The 18668-nt window shown below is 60.2% G+C and carries 12 protein-coding genes, 2 tRNA genes and 3 rRNA genes; 15 read left to right on the top strand and 2 right to left on the bottom strand.

The annotated features are described in order from the left end of the window. Positions 1 to 8: 8 nt before the first annotated feature. A complete protein-coding gene (locus ACYRGX_RS00085) occupies positions 9 to 875 on the top strand; it encodes a ChaN family lipoprotein (protein WP_473054601.1) in 867 nt (288 codons plus the stop codon). Positions 876 to 1110: 235 nt separating this feature from the next. Here ACYRGX_RS00085 and ACYRGX_RS00080 read toward each other — a convergent pair whose 3' ends face one another. After that, entirely contained in the window at positions 1111 to 2652 is a 1542-nt protein-coding gene (locus ACYRGX_RS00080) for a bifunctional aminoglycoside phosphotransferase/ATP-binding protein (RefSeq protein ID WP_473054600.1), read from the bottom strand. A gap of 115 nt (positions 2653 to 2767) precedes the next feature. On the opposite strand from ACYRGX_RS00080, the gene mrcB reads away from it, so the two are divergent. The 3 genes from mrcB to ACYRGX_RS00065 are packed head-to-tail and all read left to right on the top strand — an operon-like array spanning position 2768 to position 6171. After that, complete coding sequence (gene mrcB, locus ACYRGX_RS00075; protein ID WP_473054599.1) at positions 2768 to 5086, top strand: penicillin-binding protein 1B; 2319 nt, start codon at positions 2768 to 2770, stop codon at positions 5084 to 5086. A gap of 18 nt (positions 5087 to 5104) precedes the next feature. Beyond that, on the top strand, positions 5105 to 5842 hold the full coding sequence (locus tag ACYRGX_RS00070; protein ID WP_473054598.1) for a tetratricopeptide repeat protein: 738 nt from the start codon (positions 5105 to 5107) through the stop codon (positions 5840 to 5842). Then, on the top strand, positions 5842 to 6171 hold the full coding sequence (locus ACYRGX_RS00065; protein ID WP_473054597.1) for a YqcC family protein: 330 nt from the start codon (positions 5842 to 5844) through the stop codon (positions 6169 to 6171). Before ACYRGX_RS00070 ends, ACYRGX_RS00065 begins: the two co-directional genes overlap by 1 nt. 9 nt (positions 6172 to 6180) lie before the next feature. Here ACYRGX_RS00065 and ACYRGX_RS00060 read toward each other — a convergent pair whose 3' ends face one another. Then, a complete protein-coding gene (locus ACYRGX_RS00060) occupies positions 6181 to 6648 on the bottom strand; it encodes a DUF4124 domain-containing protein (protein WP_473054596.1) in 468 nt (155 codons plus the stop codon). A 367-nt stretch (positions 6649 to 7015) separates the two neighbouring features. Between ACYRGX_RS00060 and ACYRGX_RS00055 the strand changes: the two genes are divergently transcribed. From ACYRGX_RS00055 to rrf, 11 genes are all read left to right on the top strand, one after another. Next, entirely contained in the window at positions 7016 to 8746 is a 1731-nt protein-coding gene (locus ACYRGX_RS00055) for an acetolactate synthase 3 large subunit (protein WP_473054595.1), read from the top strand. Positions 8747 to 8748: 2 nt separating this feature from the next. Further along, positions 8749 to 9240, top strand: coding sequence for an acetolactate synthase small subunit (gene ilvN, locus ACYRGX_RS00050; RefSeq protein WP_473054594.1), 492 nt, complete (start codon positions 8749 to 8751; stop codon positions 9238 to 9240). A 47-nt stretch (positions 9241 to 9287) separates the two neighbouring features. Further along, positions 9288 to 10304, top strand: coding sequence for a ketol-acid reductoisomerase (ilvC, locus tag ACYRGX_RS00045; RefSeq protein WP_473054593.1), 1017 nt, complete (start codon positions 9288 to 9290; stop codon positions 10302 to 10304). A gap of 147 nt (positions 10305 to 10451) precedes the next feature. Further along, a complete protein-coding gene (pssA, locus tag ACYRGX_RS00040; RefSeq protein ID WP_473054592.1) occupies positions 10452 to 11270 on the top strand; it encodes a CDP-diacylglycerol--serine O-phosphatidyltransferase in 819 nt (272 codons plus the stop codon). Between the two features lie 28 nt (positions 11271 to 11298). Beyond that, positions 11299 to 12309: a protein-methionine-sulfoxide reductase catalytic subunit MsrP gene (msrP, locus tag ACYRGX_RS00035; protein WP_473054591.1), complete on the top strand. Its 1011-nt coding sequence runs from the start codon at positions 11299 to 11301 to the stop codon at positions 12307 to 12309. After that, positions 12309 to 12908 (top strand): protein-methionine-sulfoxide reductase heme-binding subunit MsrQ, encoded by a 600-nt coding sequence (msrQ, locus tag ACYRGX_RS00030; RefSeq protein WP_473054590.1) that lies wholly within the window; start codon positions 12309 to 12311, stop codon positions 12906 to 12908. The genes msrP and msrQ overlap by 1 nt, the downstream gene beginning before the upstream one ends. Positions 12909 to 13422: 514 nt before the next feature. Then, positions 13423 to 14959, top strand: a 16S ribosomal RNA gene (locus ACYRGX_RS00025). A gap of 95 nt (positions 14960 to 15054) precedes the next feature. Then, a tRNA-Ile gene (locus ACYRGX_RS00020) sits at positions 15055 to 15131 on the top strand. Between the two features lie 6 nt (positions 15132 to 15137). Then, positions 15138 to 15213: transfer RNA gene (locus tag ACYRGX_RS00015), tRNA-Ala, on the top strand. Positions 15214 to 15463: 250 nt separating this feature from the next. Then, positions 15464 to 18354, top strand: a 23S ribosomal RNA gene (locus ACYRGX_RS00010). A 145-nt stretch (positions 18355 to 18499) separates the two neighbouring features. Then, positions 18500 to 18615 (top strand): 5S ribosomal RNA (gene rrf, locus ACYRGX_RS00005). Together the 16S, 23S and 5S rRNA genes with 2 tRNA genes alongside form the textbook arrangement of a ribosomal RNA operon. Positions 18616 to 18668 lie beyond the last annotated feature (53 nt).

The raw sequence follows: 18668 nt of genomic DNA, 5'->3' as shown, positions 1-18668 counted from the left end.
TACCCGTCATGCGCCTCCTGCTGCTCGCCTTGTCGCTCTCGCTTGCCGCCTGCCAGGCGTTGCCACCGTTGCCGCGCTGGCAGACGGAGGAGGGGCGTGAGGCGGCGGAATTCGGGCGCATCGTCGATCTGCACAGCGGTGAGAGCCTGACCCCCCGGCAACTGCTGCGGCGTCTGGCGAAGGCGCCACGGCTGTTGGTCGGAGAGCGGCATGACAACCCCGACCACCATGCGCTGGAGTTGTGGCTGCTGCAGGCGCTGGAAAGCCGCAGGCCCCAGGGCAGCCTTCTGCTGGAAATGCTCGAGCCGGACCAACAGCCGCTGATTGTGGCTGTCCGCGAACAACGGCCTGCGGACGCTCAGCTACCGGCGGCGCTGGCCTGGCGCGATGGCTGGGACTGGTCGCTCTATGGCCCCTTGCTGAGGCACGCACTGGCGCAGTCCTATCCGCTGTTTGCGGCCAATCTCGGGCGCGATGAGTTGATGAAGGTCTATCGCCAGCCGCCCACCCTGGCCGGACCCCGCGCATCGGCGCCGGTCGTGCGCGAGGCGTTGCTCGGGCAGATCCGTGAGTCACACTGCGGCAAGCTGCCGGAAAGCCAGTTGCCGGCGATGCTGGCCGTCCAGCAGCAGCGTGATCGGCGCATGGCGGAAGAGCTGTTGAGAGCCCCGCAGCCTGCGCTGCTGGTGGCGGGGGCTTTCCATGTGCGGCAGGACCTGGGCGCGCCTCTGCACCTGCAGGATGCCGACGGCGCGCGGCCGGTGGTGCTGATGCTGGCGGAGGCCGGTGAGACGCTGGGCCAGGCGCAGGCCGATTACGCCTGGTTCACCGGGTCTCCCGAGCGGGGCGATCCCTGTGCGGCCTTCGAGCCCTGAGCGGTGAGGTTGGGCGAATCGGCAGGCAAAAAAAGACCCGCCAAGAGGCGGGTCTAAAACCGTGATTAGCCTGATGAGGAGATAATCTGAAGAGCCGACTGCGTCTTCAGCTTACCGGCTGGCCTCGCGACCAGTTGGGTTAATAATAACAATTCTCATTCGTGAGTCAACGTTCGGATCGAAGTTTTTTTACCGTTCGTCGCCGTTGCTCGAAGGCATCATCTTTATTCACCCCTCAGAGGCCCGGCAGGCACTCGCGCAAGCGGCCGACCAAGCCATCCAGGCTGGCGCTGTCGTCCGTCTGCACCCGACGGCTGTGGTTCTTCTCCCCGTCGTCCAGTGGCTCGCGACCGGCCTGCTGTGCGCGTACTACGTCGAGGGTAGCGTCCGAGGGGTCGTTGCCATCCTGACGGCGCTGCTCCAGCCACTGGGCGATCACCGCTTCGGGCGCCTGGCAGTCGAGGATGACGAAGGGCACGCCGGTCTCTTCGGCGATGCGGCAGGCTTCCTGGCGCGGTTCGCGCTTGAGGTAGGTGGCGTCGATGACCACCGGATAGCCCGCTTTGAGGGCCGCTTCGGCCAGTTGATGCAGGCGCACGTAGGTGGCCTGGGTGGCGCCGCTGGAATACAGCTCGTCCAGTGCGGCCCCCGGATACAGACGCTTGCGCTCGACGTCCGAACGCAGGCGGACGGCGCCCAGGGCTTCCACCAGCCGCAGGGCCACGTGGCTCTTGCCGACAGCCGAGACGCCATGGGTGATGGCGAGGAAACGCGAGGGAATGCTGCTGTAGCTTTCGGCCAGATCGGCGAGCGCGCGGTACTGACGCAGGATCACCGCACGCTTGACCTTGTCGTCCTCCTGGCCAAGACGGAACAGGTTGATCTTCGCGCGCACCACTGCGCGGTGCGCCTTGTACAGGTTGAACAACGGCAGGCAGGCATGCTCGCCGGTGGCCTCCAGCCAGGCGCTGAGGAAGCGTCGAGCGAGGTTCTTCAGGCCGCGGTCCTCGAGGTCCATAGCCAGGAAGGCGGCATCCAGGGCGATGTCATTGAAGCGGAATTCCTCGTTGAACTCGATGCAGTCGAAGAGCACCGGCTCGCCATCGATGAGCGTGGCGTTGCCCAGGTGCAGGTCACCGTGGCATTCGCGAATGGAACCATCCTTGGCGCGGGTTTCCAGCAAGGGGCGCAGGCGCTCGATGCTGCTGAGCGTCCAGGCCTCCAGGGCGTCGAGTTGCTGCAGGTCACGCGGCTCGCTGAGCAGGGGGCGGATCTGCTCGAAGTTCTGGTACATCGGTGCCACGATGGCGTCCGCGCTGCACAGCGGATGATCGACCGGCACCTGGGGCGTACGGGCGTGGAAATCGGCGATCTGCCGGGCGAGTCCGTCGACCTGGCCACTGCACAGTTCACCGCGGGCCTGGACGGCGGCCAGCAGGTCCTGCTGGGGGAACTGGCGCATCTTCAGCGCATATTCGAAGGGCGCGCTGGCGTCATCCAGGAGCGGCGCGTCTTCGCTGCCGCTGATCGGGAGTACGTCGAGATAAAGGTCACGGGTCAGTCGCCCGTTGAGGCGCAGCTCTTCCTCGCAGAAGTGCTTGCGGCGTTCGGCGGTGGTGAAGTCTAGAAAGCCGAAGTCGACCGGCTTCTTGATCTTGTAGGCGAAGGGTCCGGTCAGCAGCACCCAGCTGATATGTGTCTCGATGACCTCGAAGGACTCCACCGGATGCGGGTAGAGGGCAGGGTTTTGCAGGGCTTGCAACAGGGCTCGGCTCACGGGACTTCCTTTGGTCGGCAGACGTTCGATTCACTTTATTATGGCGATTGTCGTTTGGTCTGCGAACTGCCAGCGCATCTGCCGGTCAGACGGCAACCGCGTATAATCCGCCACCATGACGAAATCCCGCTCCCCCCGCTCCCGCTCCAAACGCAAGTCATCCCGTCGCCCCGCGCTGCTCGGCTGGCTGGTCAAACTCGGCCTGGTCGGCCTCGTCGCATTGGGCGGCTTCGCCGTTTATCTCGATGCAGTGGTCCAGGAAAAATTCTCCGGCAAGCGCTGGACGGTGCCGGCCAAGGTCTATGCGCGTCCGCTGGAACTGTTCGCCGGCCAGCGTCTGCAGCGCGATGATTTCCTGCAGGAACTGGATGCCCTGGGCTACCGTCGCGAGAACGCAGTGGATGGACCGGGCGGTGTGGCGGTCAACGGCAACCAGGTGGTGCTGCATACCCGCGGCTTCCAGTTCTATGAAGGTGCGGAGCCCTCCCGCGAGGTGCGCGTCAGCTTCTCCGGCAACAGCGTCAGCACGCTGCGCCAGGGTGATGGCAGTGCGCTGCCGGTGGCGCGCCTGGAGCCCCTGCTGATCGGTGGTCTTTACCCTGCGCACAATGAGGACCGCATCCTCATCCAGCTCGACCAGGCACCGGCGTATTTGATCGAGGCGTTGGTCGCCACCGAGGATCGTGACTACTTCGACCATTTCGGCATTTCGCCGAAGGGCATCGCGCGCGCGCTCTGGGTCAACGCGACCTCCGGCGCCGTGGTGCAGGGTGGCAGTACCCTGACCCAGCAGTTGGTGAAGAACTTCTTCCTGACCAACGAGCGTAGCATCACGCGCAAGGCCACCGAAGCGATGATGGCCGTGTTGCTGGAGCTGCACTACAGCAAGCAGGAGATTCTGGAGGCTTACCTGAACGAGGTGTTCCTCGGCCAGGATGGCTCGCGCTCCATCCATGGTTTCGGCCTGGCCAGTCAGTATTTCTTCAACCAGCCGCTGTCCGAGTTGCGTCTGCATCAAGTTGCGTTGTTGGTGGGGATGGTCAAGGGACCGACCTACTACAACCCGCGTCGGCACCCGGAGCGGGCCCTGGCGCGGCGCAACCTGGTGATCGATCTGCTCGCCGATCAAGGCGTGGTCACCGCCGAGGAAGCTGCCCAGGCCAAGCAGCGACCGCTGGGCGTGGCGACCCGCGGCAGCCTGGCGGACAGCACCTATCCCGCCTTCATGGATCTGGTGAAGCGCCAGTTGCGCCAGGACTACCGCGAAGAGGACCTCACGGAGGAAGGCCTGCGTATCTTCACCAGCCTCGACCCGGTCCTTCAGCGCAAGGCCGAGACCTCGATGGAGGCGAGCATGAAGCGCCTGGCCGGGCGCAAGGGGAGCGATCAGTTCGAGGCGGCGATGGTCGTCACCAATCCGGAGACGGGGGAGGTACAGGCCCTGCTGGGTGGGCGTCAGCCGCGTTTCGCAGGCTTCAATCGCGCCCTTGACGCCGTGCGACCGATTGGTTCGCTGATCAAGCCGGCGATCTACCTGACAGCCCTGGAACACCCGAGCCAGTACACCCTGACCAGCCTGATCGAGGACGAGCCGTTCTCAGTCAAGGGCGCCGATGGCCAGGTGTGGACACCGCAGAACTACGATCGCCAGGCGCATGGCACGCTCTACCTGTACCAGGCGCTGGCGCACTCCTACAACCTGTCCAGCGCCCGCCTCGGGTTGGACCTGGGCGTACCACAGGTTCTCAAGACCCTGCAGCGGCTGGGCGTCGAGCGCGAGTGGCCGGCCTATCCCTCGATGCTGCTGGGTGCCGGTGCGCTGACGCCGATGGAAGTGGCGAACATGTACCAGACGCTGGCCAACGGGGGGTTCAATACGCCCCTGCGTTCGATCCGCAGCGTGCTCACCGCTCAGGGCCAGCCGCTCAAGCGCTACCCCTTCCAGATCCAGCAGCGTTTCGATGCGGGGGCCATCTACCTGACCCAGAACGCCATGCAGCGGGTGATGCGTGAGGGGACCGGGAGCGCCGTCTACAGGCAGTTGCCGGCGTCGCTGAACCTGGCCGGCAAGACCGGCACCACCAACGACTCTCGCGATGCCTGGTTCGCCGGCTTCGGTCAGGACCTGTTGGCGGTGGTCTGGGTCGGTCGCGACGACAATGGTCGTACCCCGCTGACCGGTGCCAGCGGCGCCTTGCCGATCTGGACGGAGTTCATGAAGCGCGCCGGTCCGCTATCGCTGGATATGCCCAAGCCGGATAACGTGGACTGGGCGTGGATCGACTCCCGGACCGGGCAAGGTAGTTCCCAGGACTGCCCCGGGGCCGTGCAGATGCCTTATATTCGCGGCAGTGAGCCCGTGCCCGGGCCGGGTTGTGGCCAGGCGACGCCGGGCGACTCGGTGATGGACTGGGTACGTGGCTGGTTGCAATAGATATCGAGGGGAGTGGGTGTGAATAAATCGATAGCCTTGCTCGGGCTGACGCTGGCGCTCGCCGGTTGCGTCAGCAATCCGCGCGGCGCGGTGCCAGTGGTCGATGCCGGTGCTCCAGTATCCAACCAAGAGCAGCGACTGGCTCGCCAGTCTTCCGGCTACCGGGCGCCGCAACCTAGCGCTTCGGCAAACACGGCGGCGGCGAGCGATAGCGGCGTGGTGGTGATGGTTCCGCAGGGTGCCAGCCAGTCCCCGATCCAGACCTACCCGGCGGCGTCCTCTGCACCCATCACGACCACGCCGTCCTCTGCGTATTCTCCATCGGCGCCGGCTCCCTCCGTGCCGTCATACTCCGGCGGCTATGCGCCCTCGGCACCCTCCGGCGTACCTTCTTCGAGCTCATCGTCTTCGGCGCTGTCCGCCGACGAGCAACTCGACGGTCCGGTGCTCGCCTTGCTGACCTCGGCTCAGCAGCAGCAGGGCGGTGGCGACCTGAACGGTGCTGCCTCGAGCCTCGAGCGCGCCCAGCGCATCGCTCCGCGCGAGCCGCAGGTGCTTTATCAGTTGGCCGAAGTGCGTCTGGCCCAGGGCGATGCGGCGCAGTCCGAGCAATTGGCACGGCGGGCACTGAGTTACGCCAGTGGGCGAGCGACGCTGCAGGCGAGCCTCTGGGAGCTGATTGCCAAGGCGCGCGAGCGACAGGGCGATGCCGCCGGTGCTGCCCAGGCTCGTCAGCGTGCGCAGGCACCGTCCTGATGGATGGGCGACTTCCGGCGATCGCCGAGCAATTGCTGCTGATCGAGCGTGAACTGCGCCTGCAGGGCTGGTGGCAGGACCAGCCCCCCAGTGCCGAGGCGCTGGCCAGCGATGCGCCGTTCTGCGTCGATACCCTGGCCTTCGAGCAATGGCTGCAGTGGATTTTCCTGCCGGGCATGAAAGGGCTGCTGGAAAGTGATCGGGCGCTGCCCAGCGAATCCGGCATCCGCGCCATGGCGGAGGTCGCCTACCGCACTGAGCCGTTGCGGGCGCGAGGATTGATCCAGTTGCTGCGCGAGTTCGACCAACTCATCGCCAGTGGGCGTTAGTGCCCTCGTTCAGCGTGGCGCCCGGCAGTGCTCGGATATGCCTTGCTCGGCTTCGGCGATGCGTGCCTGGCGTTCTTCCTCCGTCAGATAATGCATTCCGCCATCCTCGTCCTTGACCCGAAGCCGGGCGTTGGCGCGTAGCTGCGCCAGGCTGCTGCGCACGTTCTCGCAATAGCGCTTGAGCTCGGCTTCCTGGGTTGCGGCCTGTTGTCGTGCTTTTTCGTCGTAAGTCTGCTGAATCTCGTCTTTCATCTGGCTGTCCAGGCGCGGCAAGCGGTCGGCGCTGGGCAGCGGTTCAGGGACTGCGCTCGCGGCAGGCACTGGATTCGGCATCAGCGTGGCCGCGCTCTGGCCTGCGGGCGGCTGTTCACCGAAGTGGGTCACCCCTTGCTCATCCACCCAGCGATAGATCTGGGCGGCGTCTACGCCGAGGCTGGAGAACAACAGCAGGGCGAGTAGGGCGGAGATAGGACGCATCTGAAATCCTTGCTGAAGGGGCGCGGGCTTGCACTATACAACCCCTGGACCTGTCGCTGTCTTGCTTGGGGGTTGACTTGCCCCGCATGCCTGCCGAACAATGGGGCGTTCGTCGAAGTGGGATAGGCCGCAAGCGTACTCCAGCTCGACAACAAGTGGCGCTTACCGGCGCTTCGACCTGTGTAACACCCCGCAACGCGTTACCTCGCGCTGGGTGGGACGCTCCGAACGTGCAGGAGCGCTCCCGATACTGCCCTTTTCATTTGAGCCTCTGGGCGATGACCACCGTCATCCGTGCTCCGGCAGTAGACCTTTTAAGGGCCATCCGTGAGGGGTGGCGTACCTGGCGTTCTTGAGGTGAAAAATCGTGGAGCTCTTATCCGGCGCTGAAATGGTCGTCCGCTTCCTGCGTGACGAAGGCGTTAAGTACATCTACGGGTACCCGGGCGGTGCCTTGCTGCATATCTATGACGCGCTGTTCAAGGAAAAGGAAGTCGAGCACATCCTGGTCCGCCATGAACAGGCCGCAACGCACATGGCGGATGGATATGCCCGCGCCACCGGCAAGGCCGGCGTCGTGCTGGTGACCTCCGGTCCCGGTGCGACCAACGCCATCACTGGCATCGCTACCGCCTACATGGATTCCATCCCGATGGTGGTGATCTCCGGCCAGGTGGCGAGCAACATGGTCGGCACCGATGCCTTCCAGGAAACCGACATGGTCGGTGTTTCCCGCCCGATCGTGAAGCACAGCTTCATCATCAAGCACCCGTCGGAAATCCCCGAGGTGCTGAAGAAGGCGTTCTACATTGCCGAGTCTGGGCGTCCTGGTCCGGTGGTGGTGGATATTCCCAAGGACATGGGTGACCCGACCCAGAAGTTCGAGTACGTCTATCCGAAGAAGGCCCGCTTGCGTTCCTACAACCCGGCGGTGCGTGGACACTCCGGACAGATCCGCAAGGCCGTCGAAATGCTCCTGGCAGCCAAGCGTCCGGTCCTGTACGCCGGTGGCGGGATCATTCTCGGGCATGCCTCCGAGCCGCTCACCGAGCTGGCCCGCCTGCTCAATCTGCCAGTGACCAACACCCTGATGGGGCTGGGCGGCTTCCCGGGTACCGATCGGCAGTTCGTCGGCATGCTCGGCATGCATGGCAGCTATACGGCCAACCTGTGCATGCACCATGCGGACGTGATCCTCGCGGTCGGTGCGCGCTTCGATGACCGCGTCATCAATGGCGAAACCGCCGCCAAGTTCTGCCCCAATGCCAAGATCATCCATATCGACATCGATCCGGCGTCGATCTCCAAGACCGTGAAGGCCGATATCCCGATCGTTGGCCCGGTAGACAGCGTGCTGTCGGAAATGGTCGCGGTGTTCAAGGAAATGGGCCAGCAGCCGAACAAGGATGCGGTCGCCAACTGGTGGAAGCAGATCGAGGAGTGGCGTGGCAGCCGCGGCCTGTTCCCCTATGACAAAGGCGACGGCTCGATCATCAAGCCGCAGGCGGTGATCGAAGCGCTCTGGGAGGTCACCCGTGGTGATGCGTTCGTCGCGTCGGACGTCGGCCAGCACCAGATGTTCGCGGCGCAGTACTACCGCTTCGACAAACCCAATCGCTGGATCAACTCGGGCGGCTTGGGCACTATGGGCTTCGGCTTCCCGGCGGCGATGGGCGTCAAGTTGAACTTCCCGGATGTCGACGTGGCCTGCGTCACCGGTGAGGGCAGTATCCAGATGAACATCCAGGAACTGTCGACCTGCCTGCAATACGACCTCCCGGTGAAGATCGTCAACCTCAATAACGGCGCGCTCGGCATGGTCCGCCAGTGGCAGGACATGCAGTACAACAGCCGTCACTCGCATTCCTACATGGAGTCGCTGCCGGACTTCGTCAAGCTCGCCGAGGCCTATGGCCACGTCGGTATGCGCATCACTGAGCTCAAGGATCTCAAGCCCGGTCTCGAAGAGGCGTTCGCGCTGAAGGATCGCCTGGTGTTCCTCGATATCGCGGTGGATACCAGCGAGCACGTCTACCCGATGCAGATTCGTGGTGGCGCGATGCGCGACATGTGGCTGAGCAAGACGGAGCGGACCTGATCATGCGTCATATCATCTCCCTGCTGCTGGAAAACGAGCCGGGCGCGCTGTCCCGGGTGGTCGGCCTGTTTTCCCAGCGCAACTACAACATCGAAAGCCTGACCGTGGCGCCGACCGAGGATCCGACCCTCTCGCGCCTGACCCTCACGACGATTGGCCAGGAGGAGGTGATCGAGCAGATCACCAAGAACCTGAACAAGTTGATCGAGGTGGTCAAGCTGGTGAACCTGTCGGAAAGCGCGCACATCGAGCGCGAGCTGATGCTGGTGAAGATCAAGGCTACCGGCGCCCAGCGCGCCGAGGTCAAGCGCACCACCGACATCTTCCGTGGGCAGATCGTCGATGTCACCAGTAGCGTCTATACGGTGCAAATGGCCGGTACCAGCGACAAGCTGGACAGCTACCTGCAGGCCATCGGCACCTCGTCGATTCTGGAAACCGTACGCAGCGGCGTCACTGGCATCGCCCGTGGCGACAAGACCCTGAGTATCTGAACCTTCTAACGCAAAAGGCCGGCGCCGCCGGCAACAAGGGGAATTTCATGAAAGTGTATTACGACAAAGACTGCGATCTGTCCCTCATCCAAGGTAAGAAAGTCGCGATCATCGGCTACGGCTCCCAGGGCCACGCCCATGCCTGCAACCTGAAGGACTCCGGTGTCGACGTCGTCGTCGGTCTGCGTGCGGGTTCCTCCTCGGTCGCCAAGGCCGAAGCGCATGGTCTGAAGGTCGCCGAAGTGCCGGCCGCCGTCGCTTCCGCGGACGTGGTCATGGTTCTGACCCCCGACGAGTTCCAGGGCAAGCTGTACAAGGACGAGCTGGAGCCGAACCTGAAGAAAGGCACGACCCTGGCCTTCGCTCATGGCTTCGCCATCCACTACAACCAGGTGGTGCCGCGTGCCGATCTGGACGTGATCATGATCGCGCCGAAGGCCCCGGGTCACACCGTGCGCTCCGAGTTCGTCAAGGGCGGCGGTATCCCCGACCTGATCGCCGTGTTCCAGGACGTGTCCGGTAATGCCAAGAACCTCGCTCTGTCCTACGCCTGCGGCGTCGGCGGTGGCCGTTCCGGGATCATCGAAACCACCTTCAAGGACGAGACCGAAACCGACCTGTTCGGCGAGCAGGCCGTGCTCTGCGGTGGCGCTGTGGAACTGGTCAAAGCCGGTTTCGAAACCCTGGTCGAAGCCGGTTACGCGCCGGAAATGGCCTACTTCGAGTGCCTCCACGAGCTCAAGCTGATCGTCGACCTGATGTACGAAGGCGGCATCGCCAACATGAACTACTCCATCTCCAACAACGCGGAGTATGGCGAGTACGTGACGGGCCCCGAGGTCATCAACGCCGAGTCCCGCGCGGCGATGAAGAACGCCCTGAAGCGCATCCAGGACGGCGAGTACGCCAAGATGTTCATCACCGAAGGTAGCGCCAACTACCCGTCGATGACCGCCTACCGCCGCAACAACGCCGCGCACCCGATCGAGCAGGTCGGCGAGAAGCTGCGCGCGATGATGCCGTGGATCGCTGCCAACAAGATCGTCGACAAATCGAAGAACTGATCGACGTCTGCAGCATGAAAAAAGCGCGGCCTTGGCCGCGCTTTTTCGTTTCCGACGGGCGGTGGTGGTAGAGTGCCCGCATGGTCTGGGCGAACCCCTTCGGCGCGGCCCGGTCCTATTTTTCGAGTCCGAATCAAGGTAAGTTCCATGAGCGATTTCAACGAGGAACCAGGCAAGGAATCCTCCAGCGAAAGCCTGCTGCCCGTCGACGAGCATTTCGAGGAAGAACATGAGGCCGACGGACGCAAAGTGCGCCGGCGTGGCGTCTACCTGCTGCCGAACCTGTTCACCACGGCCAACCTGTTTGCCGGCTTCTATTCGATCATCAATGCCATGAGTGGCAATTTCTACGTGGCCGCCGCGACGGTTTTCGTAGCGATGGTGCTCGATAGTCTGGATGGTCGAGTCGCGCGTCTAACCAATACTCAGAGCGCCTTTGGCGCCGAGTACGACTCGCTCTCTGACATGGTGGCATTTGGCGTGGCGCCGGCGCTGCTCGCCTTCGAGTGGGCGCTGGGGAGCCTGGGTAAGGTCGGCTGGATGGTCGCCTTTATCTATGTCGCTGGCGCTGCGTTGCGCCTGGCGCGCTTCAACACCCAGGTGGGGAAGGCGGACAAGCGTTACTTCACCGGGTTGGCCAGTCCTGCCGCTGCTGGGGTGGTTGCCGGCACGGTATGGGCCTTCTCCGACTTTGGCATCAAGGGCTCCAACATGGCGTTCCTGGTGGCGCTGCTGGTCGCTGCCGCGGGGATGCTGATGGTCAGTAATATCAAGTACTACAGCTTCAAGGACCTGGACTTGCGGGGGCGCGTGCCCTTCGTCGCGATCCTCGCGGTAGTGTTGGTGTTCGCCGTGGTATTCAGTGACCCGCCGCGTATCCTGCTGTTGATTTTCCTTGCCTACGCTTGCTCCGGCCCGATCCAGATCCTGCTTAGAGGACGGCGTAAACAATCGACCCCATCCTGAAGGGGCCCGACGGTCCCGGGAGTCTTGCATGCTGATCAGGTCGCCCCGTTCGTCTTCCTGTCACGAGTCAGAGGTCACTCCCGAGCCGATATACCAAGCCCGCCGCCGGTTCATGGCGGGCTTGCTCGGTGCCGGGGCGGTAGCATTGGGCGCCTCGCCAATGGCGCGTGCCGCTCAGGGGCGCTATCCGGGCGTCGATGAAGTCCAGGCGCCCTCCTGGTTCAGCGATAAACTGGCTGACACGCACTGGGATGCGATGACCGTCGAGGGGGAGAGCATCACGCCCTATGACGCCGCAACGGGCTACAACAACTTCTACGAGTTCGGGACTTCGAAGAGCGACCCGGCGCGCAACGCGAGTGCGCTGCAGGTAGAGCCCTGGACGGTGGAGGTCGATGGCGAGGTCGCCAAGCCAGGGCGTTACGATATCGAGTCTCTCGTTCGACCGCAGTCTTTGGAAGAGCGCATCTACCGGTTGCGCTGCGTGGAAGCCTGGTCGATGGTCATCCCCTGGCTGGGTTTTCCTCTGGCCGATTTGCTGCGCCAGGTCGAGCCCACGGGGCAGGCTCGCTACGTGCGTTTCGAGACGGTCGTGCAAAAGAGCAACATGCCGGGGGTGGAGTCCAACTTCGCCTTGATCGACTGGCCTTACGTCGAAGGCTTGCGTCTGGATGAGGCGATGCATCCGCTCGCGTTCATGGCGGTGGGTATGTATGGCCGTGTCCTGCCCAATCAGAATGGCGCGCCGTTACGCCTGGTCGTGCCGTGGAAGTACGGTTTCAAGAGCATCAAGTCGATCGTCCGCATCAGTCTGGTGATCGAGCAGCCGCAGACCAGTTGGCCGAAGCTGGCGGCGAACGAATATGGTTTCTTCGCCAACGTCAATCCGCAGGTCGATCACCCTCGTTGGTCGCAGGCGCGCGAGCGGCGCTTGCCCAGTGGACTGTTCAATCCCAACCTCATCGACACCCGTCTGTTCAATGGCTATGACGAGGTCGCATCCCTATACAGTGGCATGGACCTGCGAAAGAACTACTGATGCGCTATCCGTTACTTCGCCTGATTCTGTTCATTGGCGCGACCCTGGTACCTGCCTACTGGCTATATCAGGCCTGGATTTTCGCCCTCGGGCCCGACCCGGGAAAGGTCCTGCTGCTCAACCTGGGGCAGGGCGCGCTGATCCTGCTTCTTGCCTCCCTTGCCATGACGCCCCTGCAGAAGGTCACTGGCTGGAGTGGCTGGATCCTGATACGTCGGCAGATCGGCCTATGGGCGTTCGCCTATGCGCTGCTTCATCTCTTCTGCTACCTGTTCTTCGTGCTGGGGTTCGAGTGGGAACGCTTTGGAACCGAGTTGGCGAAACGTCCCTACATTCTGGTCGGTGCGTTGGCGCTTCTACTGCTCCTGCCATTGGTGGTTACCTCCAATCGCATGAGCATGCGCCGCTTGGGCGCTCGCTGGAAAAGACTTCACCGGCTCGTTTATGTCGTTCTCGCGCTGGCCCTGCTGCATATGCTTTGGGTTGTGCGCTCGGACATCGGGCAGTGGTCGCTCTATGCCGGTCTCGCGGTCTTGCTGATGGCGCTGCGCTGGTCGCCCATTTCAGCGCGCCTTTCGCAGATGCGGCGCAAGGCCTGACCTCTTTTTGAAAGAAACCTCCAAAAAGCGCTTGACCGGAATTGGAAAGGCTATAGAATGCGCACCACTTCCGGCGCGGTCGTCACCGAAAAGGCCTTGAGAATCAAGGGGTTAGCGGTTAAGAAGGTGCGAGAATGACGGTGCTGCCGTCAGGCTCGAAGCGCTGGAAGGAGGAGGAAAAAGGAGTTGACAGCGAGATTGCTCGCTGTAGAATTCGCCTCCCGCTTAACGAGGTTCTCCGAACACGGTAAGCGCCAAGCGGTTGAGTAGAAAAGAAATTTTCGAAAAGTTGCTTGACAGATTGAAAGGCTGCTGTAGAATGCGCGGCCTCGGTTGAGACGAAAGCCTGACCGAAACGCTCTTTAACAAGTTGAATCAAGCAATTCGTGTGGGTGCTTGTGGATTAAGACTGAGATCGCAAGATTATCAGCATCACAAGCAACACTCGTGAATTCGAGAGTTTTTTGCGATTGCTGAGCCAAGTTTAGGGTTTTCTCAAAACCCGATCAGTATTGAACTGAAGAGTTTGATCATGGCTCAGATTGAACGCTGGCGGCAGGCCTAACACATGCAAGTCGAGCGGATGAAGGGAGCTTGCTTCCGGATTCAGCGGCGGACGGGTGAGTAATGCCTAGGAATCTGCCTGGTAGTGGGGGATAACGTTCCGAAAGGAACGCTAATACCGCATACGTCCTACGGGAGAAAGTGGGGGATCTTCGGACCTCACGCTATCAGATGAGCCTAGGTCGGATTAGCTAGTAGGTGAGGTAATGGCTCACCTAGGCGACGATCCGTAACTGGTCTGAGAGGATGATCAGTCACACTGGAACTGAGACACGGTCCAGACTCCTACGGGAGGCAGCAGTGGGGAATATTGGACAATGGGCGAAAGCCTGATCCAGCCATGCCGCGTGTGTGAAGAAGGTCTTCGGATTGTAAAGCACTTTAAGTTGGGAGGAAGGGTTGTAGATTAATACTCTGCAATTTTGACGTTACCAACAGAATAAGCACCGGCTAACTTCGTGCCAGCAGCCGCGGTAATACGAAGGGTGCAAGCGTTAATCGGAATTACTGGGCGTAAAGCGCGCGTAGGCGGTTTGTTAAGTTGAAGGTGAAATCCCCGGGCTCAACCTGGGAACTGCCTCCAAAACTGGCTGACTAGAGTGTGGTAGAGGGTGGTGGAATTTCCTGTGTAGCGGTGAAATGCGTAGATATAGGAAGGAACACCAGTGGCGAAGGCGACCACCTGGACCAACACTGACGCTGAGGTGCGAAAGCGTGGGGAGCAAACAGGATTAGATACCCTGGTAGTCCACGCCGTAAACGATGTCGACTAGCCGTTGGGGTCCTTGAGACTTTAGTGGCGCAGCTAACGCATTAAGTCGACCGCCTGGGGAGTACGGCCGCAAGGTTAAAACTCAAATGAATTGACGGGGGCCCGCACAAGCGGTGGAGCATGTGGTTTAATTCGAAGCAACGCGAAGAACCTTACCTGGCCTTGACATGCTGAGAACTTTCCAGAGATGGATTGGTGCCTTCGGGAACTCAGACACAGGTGCTGCATGGCTGTCGTCAGCTCGTGTCGTGAGATGTTGGGTTAAGTCCCGTAACGAGCGCAACCCTTGTCCTTAGTTACCAGCACGTTATGGTGGGCACTCTAAGGAGACTGCCGGTGACAAACCGGAGGAAGGTGGGGATGACGTCAAGTCATCATGGCCCTTACGGCCAGGGCTACACACGTGCTACAATGGTCGGTACAAAGGGTTGCCAAGCCGCGAGGTGGAGCCAATCCCATAAAACCGATCGTAGTCCGGATCGCAGTCTGCAACTCGACTGCGTGAAGTCGGAATCGCTAGTAATCGTGAATCAGAATGTCACGGTGAATACGTTCCCGGGCCTTGTACACACCGCCCGTCACACCATGGGAGTGGGTTGCTCCAGAAGTAGCTAGTCTAACCTTCGGGGGGACGGTTACCACGGAGTGATTCATGACTGGGGTGAAGTCGTAACAAGGTAGCCGTAGGGGAACCTGCGGCTGGATCACCTCCTTAATCGACAGATCTCCCTTGCCATAAGCACCCACACGAATTGCTTGATTCACTGACGAAGAAGCGATTGGGTTGATAGACCCGAGCGGTAAACGATTGGGTCTGTAGCTCAGTTGGTTAGAGCGCACCCCTGATAAGGGTGAGGTCGGCAGTTCGAATCTGCCCAGACCCACCAATCGATGGGGCCATAGCTCAGCTGGGAGAGCGCCTGCTTTGCACGCAGGAGGTCAGGAGTTCGATCCTCCTTGGCTCCACCATTTACCACGATTGCTTCGAAAGCTCAGAACTGAGCGCTTTTCCTGAAGAGGGAAGGGTGTTGAGTTCTGGACTTTGCGCCAGAACTGTTCTTTAAAAATTCGGGTTTGTGATAGAAGTGACTGTTTGATTGTTTTCACTGCAATCGAACAGCTCAAGGTAAAATTTGCGAGTTCAAGCGCGAATTTTCGGCGAATGTCGTCTTCACCGCCATACCGAGCTTGCCGAGAGGCAGATTGCTTGGGGTTATATGGTCAAGTGAAGAAGCGCATACGGTGGATGCCTTGGCAGTCAGAGGCGATGAAAGACGTGGTAGCCTGCGAAAAGCTTCGGGGAGTCGGCAAACAGACTTTGATCCGGAGATATCTGAATGGGGAAACCCACCGATCATAAGATCGGTATCTTACACTGAATACATAGGTGTAAGAGGCGAACCAGGGGAACTGAAACATCTAAGTACCCTGAGGAAAAGAAATCAACCGAGATTCCCTTAGTAGTGGCGAGCGAACGGGGACCAGCCCTTAAGCTTCTTGGATTTTAGTCGAACGCTCTGGAAAGTGCGGCCATAGTGGGTGATAGCCCCGTAGACGAAAGGGTCCTTGAAGTGAAAACGAGTAGGACGGCGCACGTGAAACGTTGTCTGAAGATGGGGGGACCATCCTCCAAGGCTAAATACTACTGACTGACCGATAGTGAACCAGTACCGTGAGGGAAAGGCGAAAAGAACCCCGGAGAGGGGAGTGAAATAGAACCTGAAACCGTATGCGTACAAGCAGTGGGAGCCTACTTTGTTAGGTGACTGCGTACCTTTTGTATAATGGGTCAGCGACTTATATTCAGTGGCGAGCTTAACCGTATAGGGGAGGCGTAGCGAAAGCGAGTCTTAATAGGGCGTTTAGTCGCTGGGTATAGACCCGAAACCGGGCGATCTATCCATGAGCAGGTTGAAGGTTAGGTAACACTGACTGGAGGACCGAACCGACTCCCGTTGAAAAGGTAGCGGATGACTTGTGGATCGGAGTGAAAGGCTAATCAAGCTCGGAGATAGCTGGTTCTCCTCGAAAGCTATTTAGGTAGCGCCTCGTGTATCACTGCTGGGGGTAGAGCACTGTTTCGGCTAGGGGGTCATCCCGACTTACCAAACCGATGCAAACTCCGAATACCGGCAAGTGCGAGCACGGGAGACACACGGCGGGTGCTAACGTCCGTCGTGAAAAGGGAAACAACCCAGACCGTCAGCTAAGGTCCCAAAATCCTGGTTAAGTGGGAAACGATGTGGGAAGGCTCAGACAGCTAGGAGGTTGGCTTAGAAGCAGCCATCCTTTAAAGAAAGCGTAATAGCTCACTAGTCGAGTCGGCCTGCGCGGAAGATGTAACGGGGCTCAAACCAGGTACCGAAGCTACGGGTTCATCCTCTGGATGAGCGGTAGAGGAGCGTTCTGTAAGCCTGTGAAGGTGAGTTGAGAAGCTTGCTGGAGGTATCAGAAGTGCGAATGCTGACATGAGTAACGACAATGGGTGTGAAAAACACCCACGCCGAAAGACCAAGGGTTCCTGCGCAACGTTAATCGACGCAGGGTGAGTCGGCCCCTAAGGCGAGGCAGAAATGCGTAGTCGATGGGAAACGGGTCAATATTCCCGTACTTCTAGTTACTGCGATGGGGGGACGGAGAAGGCTAGGCCAGCACGGCGTTGGTTGTCCGTGTTTAAGGTAGTAGGCTGAGATCTTAGGTAAATCCGGGATCTTAAGGCCGAGAACTGATGACGAGTGCTCTTTAGAGCGCGAAGTGGTTGATGCCCTGCTTCCAGGAAAAGCCTCTAAGCTTCAGGTAACTAGGAACCGTACCCCAAACCGACACAGGTGGTCGGGTAGAGAATACCAAGGCGCTTGAGAGAACTCGGGTGAAGGAACTAGGCAAAATGGCACCGTAACTTCGGGAGAAGGTGCGCCGGTGAGGGTGAAGGGTTTACCCCGTAAGCTCATGCCGGTCGAAGATACCAGGCCGCTGCGACTGTTTATTAAAAACACAGCACTCTGCAAACACGAAAGTGGACGTATAGGGTGTGACGCCTGCCCGGTGCCGGAAGGTTAATTGATGGGGTTAGCGCAAGCGAAGCTCTTGATCGAAGCCCCGGTAAACGGCGGCCGTAACTATAACGGTCCTAAGGTAGCGAAATTCCTTGTCGGGTAAGTTCCGACCTGCACGAATGGCGTAACGATGGCGGCGCTGTCTCCACCCGAGACTCAGTGAAATTGAAATCGCTGTGAAGATGCAGTGTATCCGCGGCTAGACGGAAAGACCCCGTGAACCTTTACTGTAGCTTTGCACTGGACTTTGAGCCTGCTTGTGTAGGATAGGTGGGAGGCTTTGAAGCGTGGACGCTAGTCTGCGTGGAGCCATCCTTGAAATACCACCCTGGCATGCTTGAGGTTCTAACTCTGCTCCGTTATCCGGAGCGAGGACAGTGTATGGTGGGCAGTTTGACTGGGGCGGTCTCCTCCTAAAGAGTAACGGAGGAGTACGAAGGTGCGCTCAGACCGGTCGGAAATCGGTCGCAGAGTATAAAGGCAAAAGCGCGCTTGACTGCGAGACAGACACGTCGAGCAGGTACGAAAGTAGGTCTTAGTGATCCGGTGGTTCTGTATGGAAGGGCCATCGCTCAACGGATAAAAGGTACTCCGGGGATAACAGGCTGATACCGCCCAAGAGTTCATATCGACGGCGGTGTTTGGCACCTCGATGTCGGCTCATCACATCCTGGGGCTGAAGCCGGTCCCAAGGGTATGGCTGTTCGCCATTTAAAGTGGTACGCGAGCTGGGTTTAGAACGTCGTGAGACAGTTCGGTCCCTATCTGCCGTGGACGTTTGAGATTTGAGAGGGGCTGACCTTAGTACGAGAGGACCGGGTTGGACGAACCTCTGGTGTTCCGGTTGTCACGCCAGTGGCATTGCCGGGTAGCTATGTTCGGAAGAGATAACCGCTGAAAGCATCTAAGCGGGAAACTTGCCTCAAGATGAGATCTCACTGGAGCCTCGAGCTCCCTAAAGGGCCGTCGGAGACTACGACGTTGATAGGCAGGGTGTGTAAGCGTTGTGAGGCGTTGAGCTAACCTGTACTAATTGCCCGTGAGGCTTGACCATATAACACCCAAACAATCTGTGGCCTAGCTGCAGAGGGTGGTGGTGAAGTCGATGTGAACCGAAAGTTCACGCATGAATTCGCAAAAAGCACTATCACAAACCCGTTTTGGGGTCGCGTCTAAACCACGATACCCCAACCCCATTGCTTGACGACCATAGAGTGTTGGAACCACCTGATCCCATCCCGAACTCAGTAGTGAAACGACATATCGCCGATGGTAGTGTGGAGCTTCTCCATGTGAGAGTAGGTCATCGTCAAGCTTCTATCCCGCCAAACCCCAGCCTGAGCGATCAGGCTGGGGTTTGGTCTTTTT

This window comes from Pseudomonas sp. R4-15, assembly GCF_055768815.1.
The sequence above is the reverse complement of the archived record's forward strand: the minus strand, read 5'-3'. Positions and strand labels throughout refer to the sequence as shown.

Coding starts and splice junctions, on each gene's coding strand:
- msrQ (WP_473054590.1), top strand. CDS start 12,309: ATGCGCTATCCGTTACTTCGCCTGATTCTGTTCATTGGCGCGACCCTG.
- msrP (WP_473054591.1), top strand. CDS start 11,299: ATGCTGATCAGGTCGCCCCGTTCGTCTTCCTGTCACGAGTCAGAGGTC.
- pssA (WP_473054592.1), top strand. CDS start 10,452: ATGAGCGATTTCAACGAGGAACCAGGCAAGGAATCCTCCAGCGAAAGC.
- ACYRGX_RS00065 (WP_473054597.1), top strand. CDS start 5,842: ATGGATGGGCGACTTCCGGCGATCGCCGAGCAATTGCTGCTGATCGAG.
- ACYRGX_RS00085 (WP_473054601.1), top strand. CDS start 9: ATGCGCCTCCTGCTGCTCGCCTTGTCGCTCTCGCTTGCCGCCTGCCAG.
- ilvN (WP_473054594.1), top strand. CDS start 8,749: ATGCGTCATATCATCTCCCTGCTGCTGGAAAACGAGCCGGGCGCGCTG.
- ACYRGX_RS00060 (WP_473054596.1), bottom strand. CDS start 6,648: ATGCGTCCTATCTCCGCCCTACTCGCCCTGCTGTTGTTCTCCAGCCTC.
- mrcB (WP_473054599.1), top strand. CDS start 2,768: ATGACGAAATCCCGCTCCCCCCGCTCCCGCTCCAAACGCAAGTCATCC.
- ilvC (WP_473054593.1), top strand. CDS start 9,288: ATGAAAGTGTATTACGACAAAGACTGCGATCTGTCCCTCATCCAAGGT.